The 23,441-nt window shown below is 49.5% G+C and carries 19 protein-coding genes; 18 read left to right on the top strand and 1 reads right to left on the bottom strand.

All coding sequences use genetic code 11. The features are described 5' to 3' along the window. Nucleotides 1-6 precede the first annotated feature (6 nt). The 18 genes from ACQ6WK_RS11010 to ACQ6WK_RS10925 all read left to right on the top strand — a co-directional run bounded on the left by ACQ6WK_RS11010 (nt 7) and on the right by ACQ6WK_RS10925 (nt 22,546). Nucleotides 7-1,002 carry a glycosyltransferase family 2 protein gene (locus ACQ6WK_RS11010; RefSeq protein ID WP_432797434.1) on the top strand — a complete coding sequence of 332 codons (996 nt, stop codon included), beginning with the start codon at nt 7-9 and terminating at the stop codon, nt 1,000-1,002. Beyond that, nucleotides 999-2,882, top strand: a complete 1,884-nt coding sequence (locus ACQ6WK_RS11005; protein WP_432797433.1) for a sulfotransferase — start codon at nt 999-1,001, stop codon at nt 2,880-2,882. The genes ACQ6WK_RS11010 and ACQ6WK_RS11005 overlap by 4 nt, the downstream gene beginning before the upstream one ends. Before the next feature lie 42 nt (nt 2,883-2,924). Next, complete coding sequence (locus ACQ6WK_RS11000) at nt 2,925-4,154, top strand: glycosyltransferase family 2 protein (protein WP_432797432.1); 1,230 nt, start codon at nt 2,925-2,927, stop codon at nt 4,152-4,154. Between the two features lie 82 nt (nt 4,155-4,236). Next, entirely contained in the window at nt 4,237-5,277 is a 1,041-nt protein-coding gene (locus tag ACQ6WK_RS10995; protein ID WP_432797431.1) for a glycosyltransferase family 2 protein, read from the top strand. Nucleotides 5,278-5,282: 5 nt separating this feature from the next. After that, complete coding sequence (locus tag ACQ6WK_RS10990; RefSeq protein ID WP_432797430.1) at nt 5,283-5,831, top strand: metal-dependent hydrolase; 549 nt, start codon at nt 5,283-5,285, stop codon at nt 5,829-5,831. Next, nucleotides 5,815-6,606 carry a hypothetical protein gene (locus ACQ6WK_RS10985; protein ID WP_432797429.1) on the top strand — a complete coding sequence of 264 codons (792 nt, stop codon included), beginning with the start codon at nt 5,815-5,817 and terminating at the stop codon, nt 6,604-6,606. The genes ACQ6WK_RS10990 and ACQ6WK_RS10985 overlap by 17 nt, the downstream gene beginning before the upstream one ends. Beyond that, nucleotides 6,599-8,086 carry an FAD-dependent oxidoreductase gene (locus ACQ6WK_RS10980; RefSeq protein ID WP_432797428.1) on the top strand — a complete coding sequence of 496 codons (1,488 nt, stop codon included), beginning with the start codon at nt 6,599-6,601 and terminating at the stop codon, nt 8,084-8,086. The genes ACQ6WK_RS10985 and ACQ6WK_RS10980 overlap by 8 nt, the downstream gene beginning before the upstream one ends. Next, a complete protein-coding gene (locus ACQ6WK_RS10975; RefSeq protein ID WP_432797427.1) occupies nt 8,086-9,279 on the top strand; it encodes a glycosyltransferase family 4 protein in 1,194 nt (397 codons plus the stop codon). The genes ACQ6WK_RS10980 and ACQ6WK_RS10975 overlap by 1 nt, the downstream gene beginning before the upstream one ends. Nucleotides 9,280-9,336: 57 nt before the next feature. Next, nucleotides 9,337-10,134: an acyltransferase gene (locus tag ACQ6WK_RS10970; RefSeq protein WP_432797426.1), complete on the top strand. Its 798-nt coding sequence runs from the start codon at nt 9,337-9,339 to the stop codon at nt 10,132-10,134. Between the two features lie 294 nt (nt 10,135-10,428). Further along, complete coding sequence (locus tag ACQ6WK_RS10965) at nt 10,429-11,403, top strand: SGNH/GDSL hydrolase family protein (RefSeq protein WP_432797425.1); 975 nt, start codon at nt 10,429-10,431, stop codon at nt 11,401-11,403. Nucleotides 11,404-11,562: 159 nt separating this feature from the next. Beyond that, on the top strand, nt 11,563-12,648 hold the full coding sequence (locus tag ACQ6WK_RS10960; RefSeq protein ID WP_432797424.1) for a lysylphosphatidylglycerol synthase transmembrane domain-containing protein: 1,086 nt from the start codon (nt 11,563-11,565) through the stop codon (nt 12,646-12,648). Nucleotides 12,649-12,683: 35 nt separating this feature from the next. Next, the gene (locus ACQ6WK_RS10955; RefSeq protein WP_432797423.1) at nt 12,684-14,246 is read left to right on the top strand and encodes a glycosyltransferase family 39 protein; all 1,563 of its coding nucleotides are present in this window, start codon (nt 12,684-12,686) and stop codon (nt 14,244-14,246) included. Nucleotides 14,247-14,297: 51 nt separating this feature from the next. After that, the gene (locus tag ACQ6WK_RS10950; protein ID WP_432797422.1) at nt 14,298-15,407 is read left to right on the top strand and encodes a hypothetical protein; all 1,110 of its coding nucleotides are present in this window, start codon (nt 14,298-14,300) and stop codon (nt 15,405-15,407) included. Nucleotides 15,408-15,469: 62 nt separating this feature from the next. Further along, on the top strand, nt 15,470-16,261 hold the full coding sequence (locus ACQ6WK_RS10945) for a WecB/TagA/CpsF family glycosyltransferase (protein WP_432797421.1): 792 nt from the start codon (nt 15,470-15,472) through the stop codon (nt 16,259-16,261). Between the two features lie 99 nt (nt 16,262-16,360). Next, the gene (locus ACQ6WK_RS10940; RefSeq protein ID WP_432797420.1) at nt 16,361-17,308 is read left to right on the top strand and encodes a hypothetical protein; all 948 of its coding nucleotides are present in this window, start codon (nt 16,361-16,363) and stop codon (nt 17,306-17,308) included. 86 nt (nt 17,309-17,394) lie between these two features. Next, on the top strand, nt 17,395-18,216 hold the full coding sequence (locus tag ACQ6WK_RS10935) for an exosortase/archaeosortase family protein (RefSeq protein WP_432800394.1): 822 nt from the start codon (nt 17,395-17,397) through the stop codon (nt 18,214-18,216). A gap of 506 nt (nt 18,217-18,722) precedes the next feature. Next, on the top strand, nt 18,723-21,131 hold the full coding sequence (locus ACQ6WK_RS10930) for an exopolysaccharide transport family protein (RefSeq protein ID WP_432797419.1): 2,409 nt from the start codon (nt 18,723-18,725) through the stop codon (nt 21,129-21,131). A gap of 5 nt (nt 21,132-21,136) precedes the next feature. After that, nucleotides 21,137-22,546, top strand: coding sequence for a sugar transferase (locus ACQ6WK_RS10925; RefSeq protein WP_432797418.1), 1,410 nt, complete (start codon nt 21,137-21,139; stop codon nt 22,544-22,546). Nucleotides 22,547-22,638: 92 nt separating this feature from the next. Here ACQ6WK_RS10925 and ACQ6WK_RS10920 read toward each other — a convergent pair whose 3' ends face one another. Next, nucleotides 22,639-23,268 (bottom strand): hypothetical protein, encoded by a 630-nt coding sequence (locus ACQ6WK_RS10920; protein WP_432797417.1) that lies wholly within the window; start codon nt 23,266-23,268, stop codon nt 22,639-22,641. Between the last annotated feature and the right edge of the window lie 173 nt (nt 23,269-23,441).

Genomic DNA, 23,441 nt, shown 5'->3' with positions numbered 1-23,441 from the left:
TCATTGATGCACGAAAACATTAATCTATTAGTTGTGATCGTTTGCTATAGGGCGGTAGATCTGACGATCGATTGCTTACGGTCGATTGGTGCGCAGATTCACGATACGCCTGGCGTGCATGTTGCAGTGTGTGAGAACGGTACGAGTGAGGAAGCAGCGAAAAAGCTTGCGGATGCGATTGAGCTTGAAGGTTGGAGCGATTGGTGTTGGTTAAAAGTGATCACGCCAAACCGCGGCTTTTCTGGGGGTAACAATGTCATTCTTGAAGAAGCGATGAAATGGGACAATCCCCCGAAGAACTACTTGTTGCTGAATGCAGATACGGTGGTTCGACCTGGGGCATTGAAAACATTGATGGAAGTTGCGAATTCGCATTCTGAAGCGGGAATTATAAGTCCGCGTCTGGAGTGGCCTGATGGGGAAGCACAGATCAGCTGTTTTCGATATATCAATCCTGTGAGTGAGATGATTAATGGTGCTCATACGAGTTTGGTGACGAAGCTGTTTCGGCGGTTTGATGTTCCGATCCCTGTGAGTGAGATGCCGACAGAGCCACAGTGGACAACATTTGCGTGTGCACTGATTCGTCATGACGTAATGGAACAGATTGGCGTGCTTGATCCGGGGTACTTCTTGTATTTTGATGATCCGGATTATTGTCGGCGTGCGCGGAAGGCGGGCTGGAAAGTGCTAAATTGGCCGCAAGCACGTGTGGTGCATTTGCGCGGGCAAAGTAATCCTGTTAAAGAACTCACGGCAAATCTTGGGAAGCGTCCATCCTATTACTATGCGTCCCGGGCACGATACCTTGCGAAGTTTTATGGCCGACCTGGTTTGTGGCTGAGCAATGTGCTTTGGTCGTGTGGACGAATATTAGCATTACTACGTGAGAAAATAGGACGGAAACAGCCGCACGTGTGTGAGGATGAGACAAAGGATATTTGGATGAACTGGTCGCATCCAATGCGAACGACAGGGCGATTGGGAGATGATTCAGCGTGAAAGATGGTCCTGACTTTGTGATTATTGGTGGGATGAAGTGTGCGACCAGTACGTTGCATGATCAGCTTCAGCAGCAGCCGGGCATGTTCTTGACCGAGCCTAAGGAGCCGTACTTTTTCAGCAATGATGAGGTATATGCAAAAGGTTTGGATTGGTATGCATCGTTGTTTAAAGAAGCAAAGGATGACGATCTTTGCGGTGAGTCGAGTACGCATTATGCAAAGCTGCCGACATACCCGAAAACAATTGAGAGGTTGCTTGCTTATAAGCCTGATGTAAAAGTGGTGTATGTTGTACGACATCCAATTAATCGTTTGGTGTCGCAGTATATCCATGGATGGACTGAGCAGGAGTTTAGCTTTGGGATCGATAAGGCGATTGATCAGGTGCCACGGCTGACAGAGTATAGTTTGTATGCAATGCAGCTTCGGCCATGGATCGACGCGATTGGCAAAGATCGTATTCAACTGGTGTTCTTTGATCGGTTGATCAAAGATTCGCAGTACGAACTTGAACGAATTTGTAAGTTTCTTGGTTACGAGGGTGATCCTGTTTGGAAAGATGATCTTGATGCGAGTAATGTGTCGGCTGAGCGTGAGCGAAAAAGTGGATTGCGTGATGCGATCGTATATTCGAAGCCGATGACGTTGGTACGGAAAAAATTTGTGCCGCAGAAGTTTCGTGATTGGGTGAAGGGATTCTGGAAGATGAAAGGACGCCCTACGATATCAGCGGATCGTCGAAGTCGATTGGAGAAAATCTTTGATCATGACCTTGCAGAGCTTGGGGTATGGTTTGGGCTTGAGCTGAATTGTGAGAACTTTAAGCAAGTGGCGATGTCGCAGACGCCGGTGTGGCGGGATGACGCTGAGATTGAAGATGAGAAAAAAAATGGGAAAACAGGGGTTGTGGTGATCGGTCGAAATGAAGGCGAGCGATTGAAAGTTTGCCTGCAATCAGCGAAGCAAGTGTGTGAGGATGTTGTGTATGTTGATTCGGGATCAACAGATGGTAGCCAAGATTATGCGAAGTCGATCGGTGTGGATGTGGTTGATTTGGATATGAGTGTTTCATTTACGATGGCGCGTGGCCGGAATGCGGGATTTGAACGATTGTTGTCACGGGCAAGCGACATTGAGTTCGTACAGTTTGTAGATGGTGATTGTGAGATTAATGCTGATTGGCTTGAGAAAGGGAGAGACTACTTGCAGGCGCATGAAGATTGCGCGATTGTGAGTGGTCGGCGACGTGAGCGGTTTCTTGATGCATCAACATATAATCGATTGACAGATGTGGAGTGGGATACACCAATAGGTGATGTGAAGTATTGTCACGGTGATGCAATGATGCGGATGAGTGTGATGCAACGAGTGGGAGGGTTTAATGAAACGCTTATTTGTGGAGAAGAACCAGAACTGTGTGTGCGCGTTCGGCAACTGGGTTGGAAGATTCACCGACTTGATTGTGAAATGAGTCTACATGATGCAGCGATGACGAAGTTCTCGCAGTGGTGGAAGCGTTCGCTTCGTGCAGGGTGGGGTTATGCAGAAGGCGCGGTGATGCACGGTGATAAACCTGAGCAGCACTGGCGTCGAGAGATGCTTAGCAACTGGGTATATGGGTTTGTGATTCCGCTAGTGGCGGTTTTGCTATCATGGGTGACATGGGGGTTGAGTTTATTGCTTTTTACAGTTTATGTACGGTTGTATATCCGTGTGTATAAATCGTGCATGAAGCAGGGGCATGATGAGCGTACTGCACGGCTGTACGCCAAGTATACGACGCTCGGTAAGTTACCGAATGCGATTGGGCAATTGAAATACACCATAAACCGCTTGTTCGGCAAACAAGCGAAATTGATCGAATACAAGGCCGCTTAGGTTTTGCGTGTACGTATCGATATTGATTGAAGGATGAACGCGATGTTAGCGCTGAATACTATCCAAATCATCTTGGTCGTTATCGGCAGTGTGATGCTGTTACAGCTTGCATTAGAGTGCTGGTGTGCGGTGATTCACGATTGGTTTATTGGTGATGGCAGCAAGAAGGCGGCTGAGGAAGATGGGCAGGACCGTGAGCCAGCAACATTTGTGATACCTGCTCATAATGAGGCATCGATTATCCGTGACATGCTGACGGAATTTAAAAAGCAGGTACGCGAAAATGATCATGTGATTGTGGTGGCACATAACTGTTCAGACGAAACAGCAGAGGTTGCACGCGAATTTAATGTGCATGTGTGTGAGTATGATGCGCCTGATGAGATTGGTAAGGCATTTGCGCTGGCGGGAGGTGTGGACTATGCGAGAGATCATCATTTAGAGAGTTCGTGTATTGTTGTGATGGATGCTGATTGTTATGGCGAGCCGCATGCGATGGATCGACTTGTGCGGTATATACAAAAGAGCGGCCGTGTGGTTCAATCGATTTATATGATGCGTCAGGGTGAGGATGACAACAGTGTGATTTCACAGGTATCGACGTTGGCGCTTTATATCAAAAATCATGTGCGGCTATTAGGATTGAATGTACTTGGTATGCCGGTACAGATTACGGGTTCGGGGTTTGGTATGCCGTATAGCATGGCGATGCAGATTAACTTCCGCAGTACAGCGCTTGCGGAGGATATGCGTCTAGGGATGGAGCTTGCGTGTGTAGGGCAGGGTGCGGTGTTATGCGAGAATGCGCGGGTGTCGGCGCTTTTGCCGGAGAACAATGAGATTGCAGAAAAGCAACGGACGCGATGGGAACATGGGCATTTGGAGATCTTATTTGGTTGTGCGCCGCGCTTAATCAAGTCGGCCATTGTGCATGCCCATCCAAGATTACTATTAAGTGCGTTGGATTTGGCCGTTCCGCCGCTCGCAGTTACGACTGTGTTGACTATTGCACTGCTTTTCGTAGTTGGCGCGATTGGCGCTTTAACTGGTGAGGTGGTGCCGTTTATTATATTGTTCATTAGTGCATGTCTGGCAGGCGGCGGGATCATGTTGGGGTGGATCCAATTTGCTCGAAAAGATGTGCCACTTAGTGTGATCTGGAAGATACCGCGATACGTGGTATGGAAAGTGCCGATCTATTTTAAATTTTTCGGGAAGCGTCAATCGGGTTGGGTAAAAACCAAACGAGACGAAGAAGAACATAAGCAGTAGCTTGCATCGGGATGTTGTGGTGCATATATATCGATGATGCTGCTTATCAATGAAGTTGGATGATAATGAAGGAGCTGGGGCAATGAACAGCAAAACTGGGGTTGATATTTCTATCGTCATTCCTCTATATAATGAGGAAGAGAATGTTGTAGCGCTCTATCAGGAGTTGCGCGACATGATTGACGCGCAGCAGGGTAAGCGATATGAAATCATCTTTGTCGATGATGGTAGTTACGATAAGACCGTTGACAAATTGGTTGAGACGGTTGGCGATGATGCGGGTGTGGTCGTGATCGAATTCTTCCGTAATTTTGGCCAGACAGCGGCATTGGCGGCAGGTTTTAACAAGGCTTCAGGCCGTGTGATCGTGCCGATGGATGGCGACTTGCAGAACGATCCGAAAGATGTACCGATGCTGGTGGAGAAGCTTGAGGAAGGACGCGGCTGGGATATTGTTAGTGGATGGCGAAAAGCGCGGAAGGATAAGTGGATGAGTCGGCGGCTACCATCGGTGCTTGCGAATTGGCTCATCAAACGGCTAACGTGGACGCAAGAGATCCATGACTTTGGTTGTACGCTTAAGGCGTACCGGGCGGAAGTTTTGGAAGATGTGAAGTTGTATGGTGAGATGCATCGGTTTTTGCCGGCGATTTGCAAGTGGCGCGGGGCGCGGATTACGGAAGTGGTTTGTAATCATCGGCCGCGCGTTGCTGGGGTGAGTAAGTACGGTCTGAAGCGGACGATGAAGGTGATGCTTGATTTACTTACGGTGAAGTTCTTGGGTGATTATCTAACGAAGCCAATCTATTTCTTTGGGAAATTGGCGGTGTTTGTGGTGTTGTTCTCGTTCATGTCGTTGGCGGTAGCGATCGTGCAGAAGTTTGGTCATTGGACGGAGCATGGTAAGGCAGTAATGTTGAATGATAATGTGTTGGTGACGTTTGCGGCGATGTTGTTCATGATGGCGATCATGTTCTTGATGCTGGGGATTATCTCGGAATTGTTATCGCGGATCTATCATGAAGCGCAAGATCGCACGCCGTATAAAATTCGGAACACGTTTGGGCAAACCCATGCGGAGGCCGAGGTGAAAGAAGAACCTGCGGGTGCGGGGGCAGTGTAAAAACGATGCCGTCACCGATTGCGCATGGGAGTGTTTGTTTGTTGACGCGTGGGCTGGGGAAGAGCCGCGCGTTTGCAGGGTTGGATGCGGGACAGTGGCGTGTAGTGAAGTGGGGGATGTTGTTTTCGCTGGTGTTGCCGGATGTTGATTTTGCTTTGCGGGCGATGTGGCCGGGGGTGGCGGCGTTTGAGCACGGGATGGTGATGCACAGTTTTGCGGTGGCGGCTGTTTATGGTTTGTTTTTTGCGGGATTGCTGCGGATGGTTTGGCGGCTGCCATTGCTGTTGATGTGGTGCGTGGGGACGGGATGTTATACGGTGCATATCGTGATGGATATGCTGACGCGAGGGCGGGGGGTGATGGCGTTTTGGCCTGTATTTGAAGGGCGGATTGCGAGCCCGATGCCGTTGTTTTATGGCGCGAATCATTCGCGGCCTTGGGCGATTGGGTTGCACATGATCACGCTGGTGACGGAACTGATGTTTGCGGGCGCGATGTGGTGGATCGGCGGATACTTCGGAAAGAAGAAAGTTGAACATGCATTATCTGGTTGATGGACATGTGCATGTACGGCATGGGGTACGAGGCGAGGACGTGCTTGATGTTGCGCAGCGGAATTTTCAGGCGGCACACGAGCGCATGGGAATCGGTGAAGCGCGGTATGTGCTGATGATGGCAGAGACGGGGGACGAGCGATTTTACCAGCGATGCGACAAGGGTGAAGTGATGGGGAAGTGGCGGCTGGCGCGGAAAGGCGAGGCGCGGTTGCGGGTGATGAAGCATGAAGATGGTGGGGAAGTCGGCATCATCGGTGGGCGGCAGCTTGTGACGGCTGAAAATTTGGAAATGCTGGCAACTGGATGTGATCTTCAGGGACCAAGTGAGGAAATGCCGCTTGAATTATTGGCGCAAACAATCTTGGTCGGTGATCGCGTCGTGATTTTGCCGTGGGGTTTGGGTAAGTGGACGGGGCATCGCAGGGAAGTGATTGAGAAAGCGCTGGACTCGCTGGACTCGAAGGATGTTTATCTGGGAGACACACCGTTACGGGAAGGATTGTTCGCGCAGCGGAAGATGATGTCGAAGCTGGAAAACAAAGGGTTTAAGGTGCTGCCGGGGTCGGATGCGCTGCCGATTAGTGATGGCTATGTGCGGACGGGCGCGTATGGCTTTTGTGTTGAAGGGGCGGGCGGCGAGGATTGGTTCTCGGAAATACGAGATGGTTTGCGGGGGGATGTGAAGGTGTTTCGAGGGAGGATGGGTTTATTTGCGATTGTGTGGACGCAATTGCGGTTGATGATGGGGAAGTGGTTTAAGAAGCATGGTTGATCGTACTTCGATAACACGAAAGCCAGGGGAATGTGCGAAGACACATTATGATCTTGTCGTGATTGGCGGCGGGATACATGGCGCGACGCTTCTGCTTGAAGCGGCCTTGCGCGGGTTAAAGGTGTTGCTGCTTGAGGCGGGAGATTTTGGTGGTGGGGTGAGCGCCCAGTCGTCGCGGATTCTGCATGGGGGGTTGCGATATTTGCAGCAGGTGGATCTGAAACGGTTCAAGGAATCGGTGGCGGAGCGGCGGTGGTTTTGTGAGCATTTCGCGGAGCATGTTCGGCCGTTGGATTGCATGATGCCGCTCTATAACCGGGGAATGAAAAGAAGCTCTATGATGGGCGTAGCGCTTAAGCTGAATGATCATCTGTCACGGAAGAAGAATGAGGGGGTTGCGGAAAGGTGCCATCTTGGGCGATCAAGAATTCTGTCAAACGAGGAAGTGATCGAGCGGTATGCGGGGGTGCGGCAGGAAGGTTTGAAACGCGGCGCGCTCTGGCAGGATGCGATCATGACGAATCCGGCTCGGGTGCAGATGGAGATGTTGCGGTGGGCGATCAGTCTTGGCGGGAAGGCAATCAACTATTGTAAAGTAGATGGTTTTAAATCAGTAGACGGACGGATCGAGAAGGTGATGGCGACGGATCAGATTCACAGTGAGCGCCATGCGTTTGATTGTGATGAAGTGGCAGATTGTACGCTGGGTGGGGCGGCGAAGATGTGCGAACTGGCGGGGATTGATGGGTTTGAGGTGCCGTATTGCAGCGCGTTTAATTTGTTGATTGACCGCGAGCCAATGTTTGAGGACGCGGTGGCGGTGCAGCCGAAGAAGGCGGGCGGGCGGATGTATTTTCTGGTGCCGATGGGTGAGCAGATTTTGGCGGGGACGACACATCTTCCAATGGTGGCGGGTGAAGCGTTACAGGAAACGGTTGAGCGTTCGGTTGGTGAGATGTTGGCGGATTTGAATGATGCGATGCCGAATATTACGGGAGGTGCGTTTGAGCACGGGGATGTGGCGCGTGTGATGCACGGGAAGCTGCTTGCGGCGAAGCGGGGCGGGGCGGAGACGAGCGAGCGGCCGCTGATTGTGAAGCATGAGAATAGTGAAGCGGCGCAGAACTTTACGACGTGTGTGGGGATCAAGTACACGACGGCGCGGGCGACGGCGGAGAAGGCGCTTGCAGTGATTTATGGCGAATATGTGGATGTGTCGGAAGATTTGATTTATGAGAAGCCGGTGGCCGCGTTTGATGTTGATCTGAAAGATCCGGATGCATTTCTGGCAATGGATGATGAAGCGGCGAAGAAGTTTTTGCAGCAGATGCGAGATGAAGAAGCGGTGGTGCGTGTGGATGATTTAGTTTGTCGCCGTACAGATTGGGGGATGAGCAAGATGGCGGACAAGGTGCGAGAGCGATGGGAGAAGTTGATGGGGAAGGATGATGTGAAGGTGAATGCTGGGGGGGATGTGTGATGAAGATTTTGATGTTAGCGCCGCATGCGTTTTATATTGATCGGGGCACACCGATTGATGTGGATATTCTTGTGCGGGCTTTGAGTGAGCTTGGGCATGAGGTTGACTTACTCGTGTATCATCAGGGCGAAGATCGATCTTATCCGGGGCTGCGGATTTTCCGGACGAAGGGGTCGGAGAAGTTGGGGGAGATCGGGCCAGGATTTTCTGGGAAGAAATTGAAATGTGATAAGCAGATGTACGTCGATGCGGTGGCGCTGGCGAAGGCGAACCGGTATGACGTGGTGCATGCGGGTGAGGAAGCGGTGTTCATGGCGATGCGGCTGAAGAAGAAGTTTGGCTTGCCGTATGTTTATGATATGGATTCGTCGATCGCGCAGCAGATGGTGGAGAAGTTTGGGTTTTTGAAGCCTGTTGCGTGGGGGTTTAATGCGATGGAGCGGCGGGCGGTGCGTGGGGCTATGGCGGTTTCGCCGGTGTGTCATGCGTTAGCGGATTTGGCAAGGAAGCATGGCGCGGTGCATGTGGAGACGCTGCATGATATTTCGCAGCTTAAACCAAGTGATCTTGAGCATGGTGATGCGCTTCGGATGCGATTGAAGATTGAAGGGGCGATGCTGCTGTATGTGGGGAACTTGGAGCGGTATCAGGGAGTTGATTTATTGCTGGAGAGCATGGTGCATGTGCATGCGGCGGCGTGTGGGGCGCGGCTGGTGATTGCGGGCGGGAGTGATGAGCATATTGGGCAGTATGAAAAGAAGGCGGCGGCGCTGGGTATTGGTGAGGCAGTCCATTTTATTGGGCGGGTGCCGGTGAGTGGGTTGGGTGGGTTGTTGTCGCAGGCGGATGTGCTTGTGGCACCGCGGACGATGGGGGTGAACACGCCACAGAAGATTTTTCCGTATATGCATACGGGCAAGCCGGTGGTGGTGACGGATCTGCCGACACATACGCAGCTGCTTGATGATGAGGTGGTGGCACTTGGAGAAGCGGAACCGCGAGGTTTTGCGAAGGCGATCATCGATCTGGTGAATGATCCAGCAAAGCAAAAGCAGTTGGGCGAAGCGGGGCGGCGGTTTGTGGAAGAAAACCACACGTACCCGGCTCATCTGGAGCGGGTACGGCAGCTTTATGATTATGTCGCGGGGCGGCTGTCAGTTGAGACGGTAGCGGGGCAGGCGTCCATTGGTTAATGGGTATGCGGGGCAAGTGATATGACGGCAGGTATGATGCCACATGGGAAGAGCACGATGAATGATGAAGTAACATCATCTGAGCAACAACCGAAGCTGCGTAAGGCGCATGATCTGATCACTGATGAGAAAATGGGTGCGCTGACGAAGTACAAGCGGCTGATCGTTGGCAGCGATCGCTTGTGGGATTTGCTGCGGTATGAGTTGTATGCGTGTTGGCTAGGTGCGCTGCCGGGGGCGATGGGTGTGGTGATGCGGAAGAAGTTACTGCCGCAGATTATGAAGGCATGTGGTCGGGGGGTGCTGTTTAGCCGAGGGGTGACGTTGCGTAATCCGTTTAAGATGCAGATGGGGGATGATTGCGTGATTGCGGATGAGGTGATCCTTGATGCACGGACGGATGGGGATGTGGGGATGGTGTTTGGCGATCAGGTGATGATCGGGCAGCGGGCGCTGATTGCGTGTAAGGGTGGTCGGGTTGAGATTGGTGATCGCGTGGGGATTGGGCGGAGCTGCGAGATGGTGGCGCTCGGGGAGAATGTGATTCGAATTGAGGAAGATGTGATGTTGGGACCGGGCGTGAATCTGGCGCTGACGCAGTATCATTTTGATGATGTAGAGAAGCCGATCAGCAAGCAGGGGTACAGCTTGAAGGGTGGAAATACGATCGGGCAGGGTGCGTGGCTGGGCGCGAATGTGCTGGTGATGGATGGTGTCACGATTGGCAAGCATGCGATAGTGGCGTCGGGGGCGGTGGTGACGCAGGACATTCCGGATTATGCGATTGCGGTGGGCATGCCGGCGAAGGTACTGCGTGACCGGCGCGACAAGCCGGTGGATGAACAGGAAAGTTAAACTGGGAAGTGCTGTAGGGCTAGGTGTTTTGTAGGGGTTTATGTGTCCGTCAAAATCATAAGCAATGCGTTAAATAGCCTTTAAAATGCACAACAAATCAAAAAGGAGTTGGCTGCAAGGACTTTGTGAGTTATCATTGAATCATCTCAAGATCGATGGAGGGGGTGCGAAGATTCTTTTTCCACCCTTCGATCGTTATGTTGGTGATGTACATCTAGCTATGGCGTAACACGTGCGAGAATTCGCTTGGCTGCTCAGAGTGCATCATTTCAGGATGAAAAGAAGGCACGGGAGATGATTCATATGAAGGCACTTTTTGCCGCTGGTCTGATTGCAACCGGTTTGGGCGTCGCAAGTCATGCATCAGCTGATCCTCTGAAGATTTTAACAGTGGGTGATTCGATCACCGCAGGTGTGGGTTCAACCCATGGTGCGGGTTATCGTCTTCCGCTACAGAATTTACTGCTTGGTGCGGGCGTGGATTTTGAATTTGTTGGTACGCAGAGTGGTCCGGGCACACCCGTGCCAACACTGAGTAATAGCTCGCCAATGCAGACCGCGCATGAAGGCTACCCCGGTGCGAGAATCAATGCTGGTTCGAATTCTCTTTTTGATCATCTTGGTTTTGACTGGGTGTCGAATGCCCCAGTGACAGATAATACCGTATTTGATACGCTTGCCGCCAATGGCGACACACCTGACGTGATTCTGCTGATGATTGGGACCAACGATTTCAATCCCACAACGAGCACAAACATCAATCCGCAGCATTTTGCACTTAGGCAGCTTTTGATGGGGCTCGAAGCGGAGCTTTCAGATCCTGCTTATGCCAACACGAAGCTGCTTATTGCTCAGATCATCGACAAGCCTGGGGCATTGAATAACGGCAGTTCGGAAGCGGACAAAGACAAAGTTCGTATTGGCAATGACAACATTGATACTTTCAACAACACCATTATGCCGAATGAAATCGCTGGTCGCAGCACGGCTTTCCAAAATGCGACAACAATGATTGCGATGCCAACGGTTGCTCAATGGGTCACTGATATCAATTACCTTTCAGGCGGCAATCCTGAAACTACTCAGATTGCCAATCTGACTTACATGGATCCAGATGGCATCCATCCGAATGACACGGGTTACAACGTCATGGCCCAAACTTGGTTTGGTGCAATTGACAGTATTGGATTAATTCCGGAACCCGGTACCGCGGTTCTCTTGATGGCGGGTACGATGCTTCTTGCGAGTCGACGTAAAAAAATCGTCTAACGCAAGATTCAACCTTCATGCGACATATTTATTGCGACACACCTGTATTCAAATACGGGTGTGTTGTAGTATGGCATTTTTCATATTTGGCACATTTCGCCAATGTCAATGGTCATGATGCTGTATTAACAGCGGGTACCACGGGGCCTTAACAAAATCATGGGTCGAGCAAAGACAGGATTCAAATATGCGATCCGTATCGCGGTCACGCTGTTCATCTTGCTGATTGTGTTTCACCAAGTGGATTTCAGCGGGTTCATGGCGCTCTTCAAGAAGATCGTGTGGATCTATCTGCCTGCGGTGTTGCTTCTTGCGACGTGCAATCGGTTCTTGATGGCATGGCGATTGCGCGTTCTGCTTAGTGATCATTCTGGAATACGCGGCTACTTTCGGCTTGTACGCATCGTCTTTCTCAGCGGCTTCATCGGGATGATCGTGCCGGGAGGTGTGGGTATTGATGCGATGCGATTGTATTATCTCAAGCAACAGCATGGCTTTGCCTCCGGTGCTTCGGCGGTACTTGCTGACCGTATGATCGGTGTTTTGTCCATGACCATGGTGTCGGTTATTGGGGGGCTTGCGACTTGGCAATACATCGATAATCACGCGGTGCTATGGAGTATTTTGGGATTCAGTCTGCTTATTTGGATCGCGATAGCTTTATTGCTTTGGCGGCCCAGTTTCGATCTTATTCATGCGATCACAGGCCGTCTAGTGGCCGTCGGTGGTGGTGATCAAACACGTATCGGTAAGATCGTCCATAAGTTGATGGGCAAGCTTTCAGAAGTACATACATCATTACTTGAGATGATGCGTCGACCGGCTGTGCTGTTCCGTGTATATGGGATTGCCATGTTGATGCTGGCGATGCGTGTGGCGGTTGTGATACTTTTGTTCCGTTGTTTTCATGAGCAACTGCCGGTAGGATTAGCGGCTGCTTTTGTGCCGATGGTGTTTTTGCTGATTCTGATGCCGATCTCATTCTTCGGTATCGGCGTTAACGAAGGGGCATATGTTTTCTTCTTCGGACAGATCGGAATTGCACCAGAAGTTGCATTGGCAGCGTCACTGTTGAGTCATTTAGTGGTGCAAAGTGTTCAGATTGGTGGTGGGGTGGCTTGCCTGTTTTTTGGGCCGAAAATTTCTATCGATCAATCGACACAAAACAAGATATCTACGGGGCAAGATGAGAATGCATCGCTTGCGACGACTGCAGGTATGTGTGTTAAATCATCACATGATTGATTTTGGATAAGTATGATGAAGGAAGTTCGGGGAGTATGTTAGAGCAAGACCTTACAACAATAGCCACGCCAACGGCAGCAGAATCTACCTCGCCCAGACATGCTGGGCTTAAGGTACTTCTATTGTTGATGATTACCGCTTTCGGGTTTGGTTTACGCGTGTACAAAATTGACCAGCCCTCGATGTGGGTGGATGAGTTGTTCTCGATCAAGTGGAGCAAGGCTTATGTTGATGGCCATGTGGGTGCTCGGCCACTAGCTTATCTTCCTACTGTCATAGGCTTATGGACAGATGGTGTTGATTTTGATCAGCTTGATCAAGAGAAACCGGAAGCATGGCAATCACTCGGTGTAACCGAATATGGTGCACGTATGCCTTCTGCGATTATTGGTGGATTGTCACTGCTTATTCTTGGTTTTGCGGTCTGGCGAACTTTTGGTGCAACCACTGCACTGATCAGTATGCTTTTACTTGCTGTAGCGCCGTGGCACTTATGGTCATCGCAGATTGCGCGTTTTTATGCGCTGCAATTCCTTTTCTATAACCTTTGTTTCGTTTTTTATATCGATGCGACCAAAAATAATCGACGGGAGAGTTTCTTCCTCGTCGCGATCTGCCTCATTGCTGCTTTTGCTTCACAACTAACATCACTGATGATTCTCACGATTTTCGGTCTTGATTGGCTCTTGAATCTTCGAGCTAAAAACTCAGTACGTTGGGGACGATGGGGGTGGGCTTGTTTATTCATCGCAACCGCGGTTTGCATGCTCTGGTGGTTCAGTGATTTTATCCTACATACTGAGAACACGACCAAGTTCAAAGGCAATAACCAGTCGGTGAAGGCACTTCTCTTCGGTTTGCCTTATATGGTCGGTGTACCCTTGGCTGGTTTTGCAATCTTTAGCGGATTCTGGCTGCTTAAAACGAATCGAAGACTTGCAATATTGCTTGCACTTGGTGTGATCATGCCGTTGTGTGTGATGGTCAGCTTCAAGTTCATTGACTATGACGTCCACATACGGTACATGATGATCTCGTTATTCAGTTGGTTGTTACTTGTGACATTGGGATTGATTGAGGTTTATCGAAAACTCAGGCCACATGTTGGTACCGCGCTGGCGATCGCGCCTTTGATCGCATTGCTTGCGGCGAGTGGGTTGGCGGTGAATGCGTACTATACTGGTGGTAAAGGCTACCGACCGCGATGGCGCGAAGCGTTTTCATATGTTGACCAGCATGCGAAACCCGGTGAGATGATCTATACGCGTCCGCAAACAACCATCATTGCTCGCTACTATCTTGAGCATGGGAACGTTGCGGAGTGGCCGTGGGCGTGGGATGGTGGTTATATCACCAGCAAAGGAAAGCCCGCATGGGCGGTTTTTTGGGCTGACACGCCGCTTGGCTCGTTCACTCGGCCAAAGCTTGAAACACAGGCAGAACTGAAAAAATACTACAGTACGCGTATCCTTCAGCCCGCATCGGCGATTGAGGTTTATTGGTTTGATCCCAGTAATCAGCCAGAGTTGACGCAAGGCCAAAACTCGGATCAAGATCAGAAATACGAAGAAGTACAGGTAGAAAGCCGGCTCTATTGATAGAATAGATCCAACTTCTTTCATCAGAACCGGCCAACATGGATTTCTTACATGAGCGCAAATGAACCTAGCCTGACATCTTTTCTTGCCGCGAAATCAAAACTTAGCGTATTCAAGAAAATGATCGCATCGAGTGTTGGCTGGAAACCGATTGCGTCGGCGCTCCCCGGTTACAGTATCATCATTCCTGTCGTAACGCCGCTCGAAAAGATTCTAGTGCCAAACTTGATGTTCATCGAACGGCAGGCAATGCCGAACCTTCGTAGCATTATCATCGTTTGTGATCGGCCCAAAGAAGCCATGCCTACTGATGTCGAAAGTGAAGCATTAGGTAAGTTTGCGTCTTTACCAATGGAGTTTGTTTATTGGGGTAAATCGCATCGTCAGTTATATAAAATGATGAAGCACTCGCATGGTGCGGCATGGTTATCATGGTGTCTCGGTTTAGCAAAAGTGCAAACCAACCATGTCTTTCTTCATCATTTTGATGCTTTTCATTTGCGTAAGGATCTGATTGAGGAACGCTATCAAGCGACACTTGATGGGACAGAATCTTATGTTGGCTGCGATTTTTTCGAGGATGATCAACTTGCGGCCTCTGATGGCTTTGTTAGTACGATTGAACTTTTTATGGATGCTGAGCTTGTACGCAAGCAATTAAAACCTGCGGATCTTTATCGTCAGGTGACGAAGTTCCGTAATCGCCGTTTACAGTTTGAAGTTTTTACTTATGCGCAGGCACAAGCGGGTTCTGCGTGTAAGATTCCGATTCAAGATGATGATATGGTTCATCTTGGCAAAGTTTTCCACCAGTATCACCAAGTGATGCAGCGGCAGAATGTTCTGATGCCGGAGTTTAATAACCTGCCGCTCTTACCCTACTTGTTATATGTGGCTGGCAAACCCGGTGTTCTTACAGAGCACAGGGATGCTTACGATAAAGCAACCACGACCATGGTTCAGATTTTTGATACTGAAATGGATATCGAGTATTTGTCGCACAATCATGTTAATCGCATGATGACGCAAGCGTTTGCGATTGAGAAAGAAGTGGTCGGTACGGTTCGTCCAGAAGTTTCGGTTTACTTTGATAGTATTCGTAAATTCATCAATCGCCGTGACCGCGGTCAGCTCAAACCTGAGATTGCGGGCTTACACTAAGATTTAATTTAACTGATTTTTGTTTCACTTTTGCCGTGGCTACGATGCTGCGTTCTATCCATATGAATCAAGAAAATGAACCTAATATCACACCGTTGCCGAAGGTAACGGTTGGCGGCATTACTTTTGATGCGGTGACTGAACCACAGTGCATGTCCTACATCATGGATTGTTTATCCGTTGGGCAGGGTGGTTGGGTGATTACGCCGAATCTCGACCATCTTTGCCGCGCACATCGAGATCGATCTTTTCATGATATGGTTGGCGAGGCGGATGTAGTGGTTGCGGATGGGATGCCGATTATTTGGGCGAGTAAGTTGCAAGGTACACCGCTGCCTGAACGTGTTGCTGGTTCAACCATGACGATTTCACTTTCTGAACAAGCCGCGAAACACAATCGATCGATCTATTTATTAGGTGGGGAGCCCGGTGCAGCTGAGCAGGCTGCGGAGAAACTTAAATCACAATTCCCCGGCACCACCATTGCTGGTATTTTCTGTCCTGAATTTGGATTCGAAAAAGACCCACAACAGATGGCGCACATCAAACGCTTGCTTGTTGAGGCGAACCCTGATTTGGTTTATGTTGCACTCGGATCGCCTAAGCAGGAACACCTTGTTCGTACACTGCGTGGCGAATTACCTCATGCATGGTGGCTTGGGATTGGGATCAGCCTCAGTTTTATCAGCGGGCACGTCAAGCGTGCGCCGCGCTGGATGCAGGTTTGCGGGATTGAATGGTTTCATCGGCTGATTCAAGAGCCACGCAGACTCGCCAAGCGGTACCTCGTTGACGGTATCCCTTTTGCCCTCCGATTACTTATCTCAAGTTTGTTTAGGCGGTTCCAAAAATAATCGGACATTGAGTGTAGGCTTGAAACTGCCTAAAATTCTCCGCCGATGATCAATCGTGTCGGACACGTGTGATTAATAGCCGATAAACCTTTTAGAATCATGGTCGACAAGAAAACACAACCAATCACAAACACATCTGGAGCGGATGGTGAAGAGATCAACTCTCTTTCAAATATGAAAGCGGTCGTTCTTCTTGCTGGTTCAGTGCGTGCATCAAGTTTTCGGCGGGCTGTGAAGCGTTCATTGATGAATTTGCCGGTAACATCCGAGCAGACCGTGATCGATACATGGAAATCACAGATACTTGCCACCGCCAAAGCTCACCATATTGAATCACTCCCAATTCGTGTGATGCTTGATCGTGCGACACCGATGTGGAACATCGCGCAGAAGGAAGACGAGCGCGTTAAGATCAATCTTGAGCAGGACCCGTTTGAGTTTCGTGGCACTGGTGGTCTGATGCGAGATCTGGCAGATCAATACGAAGACGATGATTATTTACTCACCGCCAATGCAGCTCAAATTCTGACAGGACAGATGACCGAAGTGATCCGTGATCTGGCATCGGTTCGTGCTGACGTGACGATGGTGTGTCTCAGTGATGGCACGCCGACGGATATTATGTTATTGCGTTGTGGTGCGTTGCGTTCGATTGCCAAGGTCGGCTTTGTTGACCTGAAAGAGCAGGCTCTTCCGCAGATTGCAAAGTCATATGATGTTCGTGTGGTTCGCCGGGAGGAACTGGCCGGCTTGCCCATCCGAACGCTCAGTGGCTATCTTGATGGATTACGTGAATATCACCGTAAGCAAAAGGGCATTTCGCGCGATCATGTGCTATATGATGAAGAATGGCGAGCCACTTTCGAATTGATTGAGCCCGGCGCTGCGGTCCATGAAAGCGCCATCATCCACGATTCGGTCATCATGTCTGGTGCGGAAGTGCAAGCCAATGCGGTAGTCGTGCGTTCTGTCGTCACGCCTTCCGGTGTAGTCCACAACGGCCAATCCGCGATTGATATGATTGTTGATAAGACAGTAGGCATTTAAACGAAGTGATCCGACACCCACACATTATTCCAAGAACACTTGCACGCAACGGTTGGACGCTGATCCATTTTGTTGGCGCGATCGGCATGCTTTTGCTAGGACTTTATCTCACACAGGATGCCTGGTTGACCATTTGGGATACCGCGGTCTATTACCAGCATGCGCTCTATGTGTTGTTGATACCGTTTATCGTGTTTTGGCTGTGCTGGGTGCGTCGTCAACGATTACTTTTCTGTGCACCGGTTTTCACATGGATTGGCCCGCTGATGGTCGGTCTGGGTTGGGGAACGTATGCGCTAGGTATGTCTGTTGGCAAAGCAACCATCATACAGTTCGGTGCATTGCTTATTGTGATTGGTTGTGTGCTGTCTGTTTTGGGCACCGATGTATTTTATCGATTCATGCCCGCGTTCTTCGTGTTGATTTTTGTGATCCCAGTGCCTTCACCGATCGAATCCCGTGTGGTTGAGCCAATCCAAGCAGCTACAACCGACATCACGCAGGTGGTCTACGAGCTCTTCGGCCAAGAAATCATGCGTGAAGGCAATCTCATGATTACAGCACAGAATGATGTGTTGTTACTATCGCAGACCGGCAGGGTGATGTCGCTTATCATGACCTTTGTGCTCATTTCGTATGCTTTTGCCTTTGGTATGCCGCTTCGAGCATCCGCCCGAATGGTGATCATCCTCATCAGCCCCATTATTGCGCTGCTGACCAATGTTGGGCGGTCTCTTGCCACGACTTGGATGTACAATGTCTACGACCTTGTGGAAGTTAACCATATACTTAGCTACGTATCATGGATTACAATTGCAGTTGCACTTGCAGCCCTATATGGGATCATTCGACTACTGCTTTGGACCGCTATGCCTATCAGAAGATATTCATTTACCAAGGATGCATAACACCGCAGACATCCGTACAATGCGTCCCCTGAATCATATTAGTCACAATTGAGAATGATCTTTCAGCCGTGATCCGCGAGCAAGCCTCGAACTATATGATTGGCGGGTACGTACAAACCGATATGCAGGGTTCGAAAATGCCATTTCGCATGATCCGGATGTAAGTGAAGTAGGGGCATAATATTAGTTGACTGAGGCCGCACCATATTATTGCCGATAAGGCAATAGAAACGCGTGAGGATCTATAATGGTTCATGGTTTTTTGAGGAGTTTAGCACAGCTTGTGCAAACCATGGGTGAATGTCTGATAAAACATGCTTGGTAGTGGTACAGCTACCAAAGAATTCGATTTATGTATTAGACGACAGTGCCCAGACAGTTGAAGAGTGTTGAGTAAAAAAGAGGAGCGTACAGGATGAGAAGGTGTGCGCAACTCGGGAGGATGCGGAGAAGTACCGTTCGAGATTACTATCGGACGTCTCTGCTTATGCGGGAGTAATACTTTGATGAAGTCGGACAATCAGGACATGATGGGAATGGGTATGCCCAACTGGGGCGCAATGGACCAAGACCAACCCAAGCAAACCGGGCGGATACTTTTGATGCTGCGCGGCCGATACCATTGGGCTATTATCCTTGCTTCCGTTTTTGGGATTGCAGGGGGCCTTGCGGGGTTCTACAAGAACAGTGATGAATACATGTCTGCCGGGCAAGTACAGATCCGTTCCACACGTTCCAAAATCATCTACGATGTTGAAGATCAGATGCAATCCAATAATTTTGATGCTTACATGGAATCACAAGTGGCACTCATGAAGAGTCCGCAAGTGATTGATGTTGCGATACGTGATCCCAAATGGCGCAAAGCTTTTGGTGAACTGCCTAAAAAGCAGTCGCTTCAGATTATCCGCGAAAGTTTGGAGATTGAGCACCCACGTCGTTCTGAGCTAATTGACCTATATTTCACCAATAGTACACCTGAGCGTGCTGTGGCAGGTGTACAGTCGATGCTTGATGCCTTTAAAACCTACAACAAGCAGCAACAAGATGAGCAGGATGCGACCAAAATTAATTTTGTCTCTGAGAAGGAAACCGCAGAGCGTGATGCAATTCGCCGACTGAAAGATACACGTACTTATCTCATTAAAGATTATGGTACAGAGACCGGGTTGATTGAGCAGCATGATGCATACCGCACTGCGATCTACGAAGACAAAATCGCTCTCGGTGATTTGCAAGATACGATTAAATCGCTCGTGGCAACCGTTGGCGATAATACAACACCCAATGCGACCGGCTTCTCCGATGCGCTGGTTTATCAGCTTGCACAAACAGATCCTAAAATGCAACTGCTTTTGGACCAGAAAGAGCAGGCTGAAGCTGAGCTTGAGAATTATTCACTCAAGTCACTTGGCCCGGCTCACTATAATGTCAAACAAGCCAAGGCGAACCTGACCACCATCAATCAGAAAATCAAGCGATACCTACTTTCAGGTCGTGGAATTACGCTTGATGAAAACGGCTTGCCCGCATCCCAAGTAGCTCAACTGAAATCGCGCGAACGTCTTCTTGAGGAAGAGATTGCCGAGAAAGAAGTGCAGGCAGCAGTGATGGCTGACCACATCATCCAGATCCAAGAGATCAATGATAAAATGGCTGAGGCGCAGCAAGACTTGCAGGATGCGCAGACGCGCCGCGAAACACTCGTTACTGAATCGCCTGTTTCGTCGAAGATTAGTATCTTGAATTCAGGTCAGTATCCTTTTGAACCTTCGAATTTTGATAAGCGTGTGAAGTTCGCGGTTGCGGGTTCTGTTGCAGGTATGGGCTTTGGGATTGGTATTGTTTTGCTCATCGGTATGGCCGACCGTCGTTTGCGCCATGCAGATGATGCGCAGGCTGGCTTCAAGGATGTTCGTATGCTCGGCATCTTGCCGACATTGCCAACCGAATTAAATGATCCGGAGCAGGGCGCGATTGCTGCTCACGCAGTGCATCACATCCGTACGTTGATGCAGCTTCAAGCTAAAGCAGATCCTGATAGCGGGGTAGTTTACTCAGTGACCGGTCCCGCGGCGGGATCTGGAAAAACCAGTATGAGTATTGCGCTTGGCCTTTCCTTTGCTGCTACGGGTGCTAAGACATTGCTCATTGACTGTGACCTGATCGCCGGCGGTTTGACCCGTCGTCTCAATATTGAAGTCAACATGCCGTTAGGCCAACTTATGCACGACCTCGGCTACATTACACAATCTCAACTCCGTGAGATGCAGCTTGCAGTCAATAATAGTAACACCACCGAGATCGATTTCCTTACAGAAAAAGCATACGCCACGACACAACAGATCGAACATGCGTTTGAACTGCAGAAACAAACCCGTGTCGGATTGATGGACGTTTGTTCAGGACTACCTGTTAACAACGCCATTTCCGCAACGGATATCAAAGACCTCTTTGTGCTGCCCATAGGTGATGCCAAACCGCACCATGCTGGTGCACTCTCACCTGAGGCGCTTCGTGCTTTGATTGCAAATGTGCGTAAGCAGTTTGATGTAATTCTCGTCGATACCGGCCCAGTTCTTGGCTCACTTGAAGCTTCCATCATGGCCTCATCTGTTGATCAGGTCGTTATGGTTGTGTCGCGCGGCGATCAGAAGAGTATCACTTTCAAATCCTTCGAGCATCTTTATACGCTCAAGGCTAAGATTGCTGGTGTTGTCTTTAACCATGCACTCAACGAGGATATGCAGAAGACGTCTTACGCCACCATGTCAGCCGCACAAAGTCGTCTTCCCGAAGGCTACAAACCTACCGCCGTACTGGATGATGGACAAACGGAACGTTTTGGACCGCTTGCGTCGGCAGTCGCGTCCTATGGCTCGGTTAAGAAATCAGATTCAACCTCCGCAGCATGATCATCATGCCAACTGATTCAAATACGCAACAACACACAATCTGGGGGCTTTCACCACAGGAGCTGCACGATAGATTCTGGGCCGCCCGCGGTGCGCAGGTGATCCGTCTAGGTTCAAACACGCCCATCAACAACAATGCGGAGTTGTATCTCCTTACCGATGAAACATCCATGGTGATCTTCCGTATGGGGCAGCTTCTCGACACACTCAATTGGCTTAAGCCTCACCTTCTGCTTCTGCGTATTCACGACACACGGGATCACGGTTATCAGGAGCGTGTTATTACGGATGATGACAATCATTTCTTGCGCTTCGAGCGTGTCTATGGTCAATATCACATTCGTCTTGGACGGGTAGGAATTACACCTGATGCCAATATTGCCGCACGATGGCAGCAACTCGCAAACGATAACACTGCTTGGCGGCAACTCCGTCGTGAACTTCCGCAAAATGATCGCGCGACTGCTTCCATTGAAGGCGTCGTTTACGATCGCACCTATGAATCAGAAGTGCAGCAGTTCATGCGTGAGATCATCAACATCTGGCGGCGGCCTGATGTCACTGTTAAAAACTTAAATCGTCTCGAGCATGATGTCTGGGGCGATCCTGCTATTACATCAAGCAATACCAAATTCGTTGGCCCAGTTTGGGTCGGGGCAGGGCGACAACTAAAAGCCATAGATTCTATTGTTGGTCCCGCTGTTCTTTGGGATCGGCCAGAGCATCGTCCGCAAGCTGATGAACTTCTTTGGGATCAGATTGAGAATCCTATAGACGCCAAAGAGTTTCAGTTCGATATAAAGCCGCGCAAACTGTCGTCTTTGCAGAAATTCATGAAGCGTGCTTTCGATTTTACTTTTGCATCCATTGTTCTGCTTTGTCTTATCCCGGTTTTCCCCATTGTGATGCTTGCGATCTGGATCGAGGATGGTCGCCCATTCTTCTTCGCTCACCGCCGTGAAACTATGGGCGGCAAAGAATTTCCTTGCATCAAATTCCGCTCTATGCGTAATGATGCAGAAGAAATTAAAAAGAAACTACAAGAAGATAACGTTTCGGATGGGCCGCACTTTTTCATTGAAAAGGATCCACGGCATACCGCTGTCGGTCGTTTCATTCGCAAATACAACATTGATGAATTGCCTCAGTTCATTAATGTTTTTCTTGGTCACATGTCGATCGTTGGGCCGCGCCCCAGTCCCTACAACGAAAATCAATATTGTCCGCCATGGCGTGAAGCCCGGCTCTCAGTTCGCCCCGGCATTACTGGCATGTGGCAAGTCTATCGATCCCGTGATGAGGGCCTCGACTTCCAGGAATGGATTAAATATGACCTTGAATATGTCGAGAATATGTCCTTCATGCTCGACATGAAACTCATTGCACTTACGATCAAGCAGCTTGCTGGCGGCTAACATCAACCTCTTATCTATACTCGAAACAGTAACACCTCGCTTTACCGCGAGGTTTTTTTATGCGCAGATGGATTGTGATTTGAAGTCCGGGATTACCGAACGAAAAGAAGCATCAAACATACTTCCATCAGGAGGATTGCGCCTGCAATGATCACAGAGATTCCTAGTGTGACCGTTCGCTTGGAATATGGTTGCTTTCTGTTACTTGTGATTTGGAGATGTCTATGTCGGCCTGCTGGCGTGATCATCTCTAGTTGTTTCTGTGCTAGGTGTGGACAATAAGCTGGCATGTTTCCTCGCCTTGCTTGATCCTGAAGCATTGCGATGATCAAATTGCAATCAAATGCATTTAGCCCCATCACCTTCCCGAGCTTGATCAGTTTTTCACGTTTCGACGGATCGATCATACTTCCTTGCATAGATTCCGACACACGCACTGCAAACACCCAACGTGCATCATCCGCTCCACTGATTGGTGTGCTGATCCCCTCAAACTTTTTACGTTGTCCAACCGTTTGGCCGTTCACGTCTTTCACCTGACGTGTTGCTGTTTGCTGGCGCAGTTTTCGTAATTGCTCGATACCTCGTTGTATGAGTACTTCACGTGAATGATCTTGGGCAGATTCGTCTCCGCCGACTAAGCGCAGATTAGGTGCATTGGTGTTGCTTTCACCATGTATAGCCTGCTGTCGCGCATCATTATCTGTCCACTTGGACTTCATGAAGCCTCTCTCTCAATTCCCCGTCATTCTAAACATATCACACCCGCGTCCCTGACCAAAGCAATATGTCATGCCAAAAATGGTTCTAGATTGGTTATGCCAAGGCCGATCGGCATAACCCCTATAAAACACCTACTTTTACATTTTCCCTGCGCATGTGATAATCTAACCAC

The sequence above is a fragment of the Poriferisphaera sp. WC338 genome (genome assembly GCF_050931845.1).
GTDB lineage: Bacteria > Planctomycetota > Phycisphaerae > Phycisphaerales > Phycisphaeraceae > Poriferisphaera.
The sequence above is the reverse complement of the archived record's forward strand: the minus strand, read 5'-3'. Positions and strand labels throughout refer to the sequence as shown.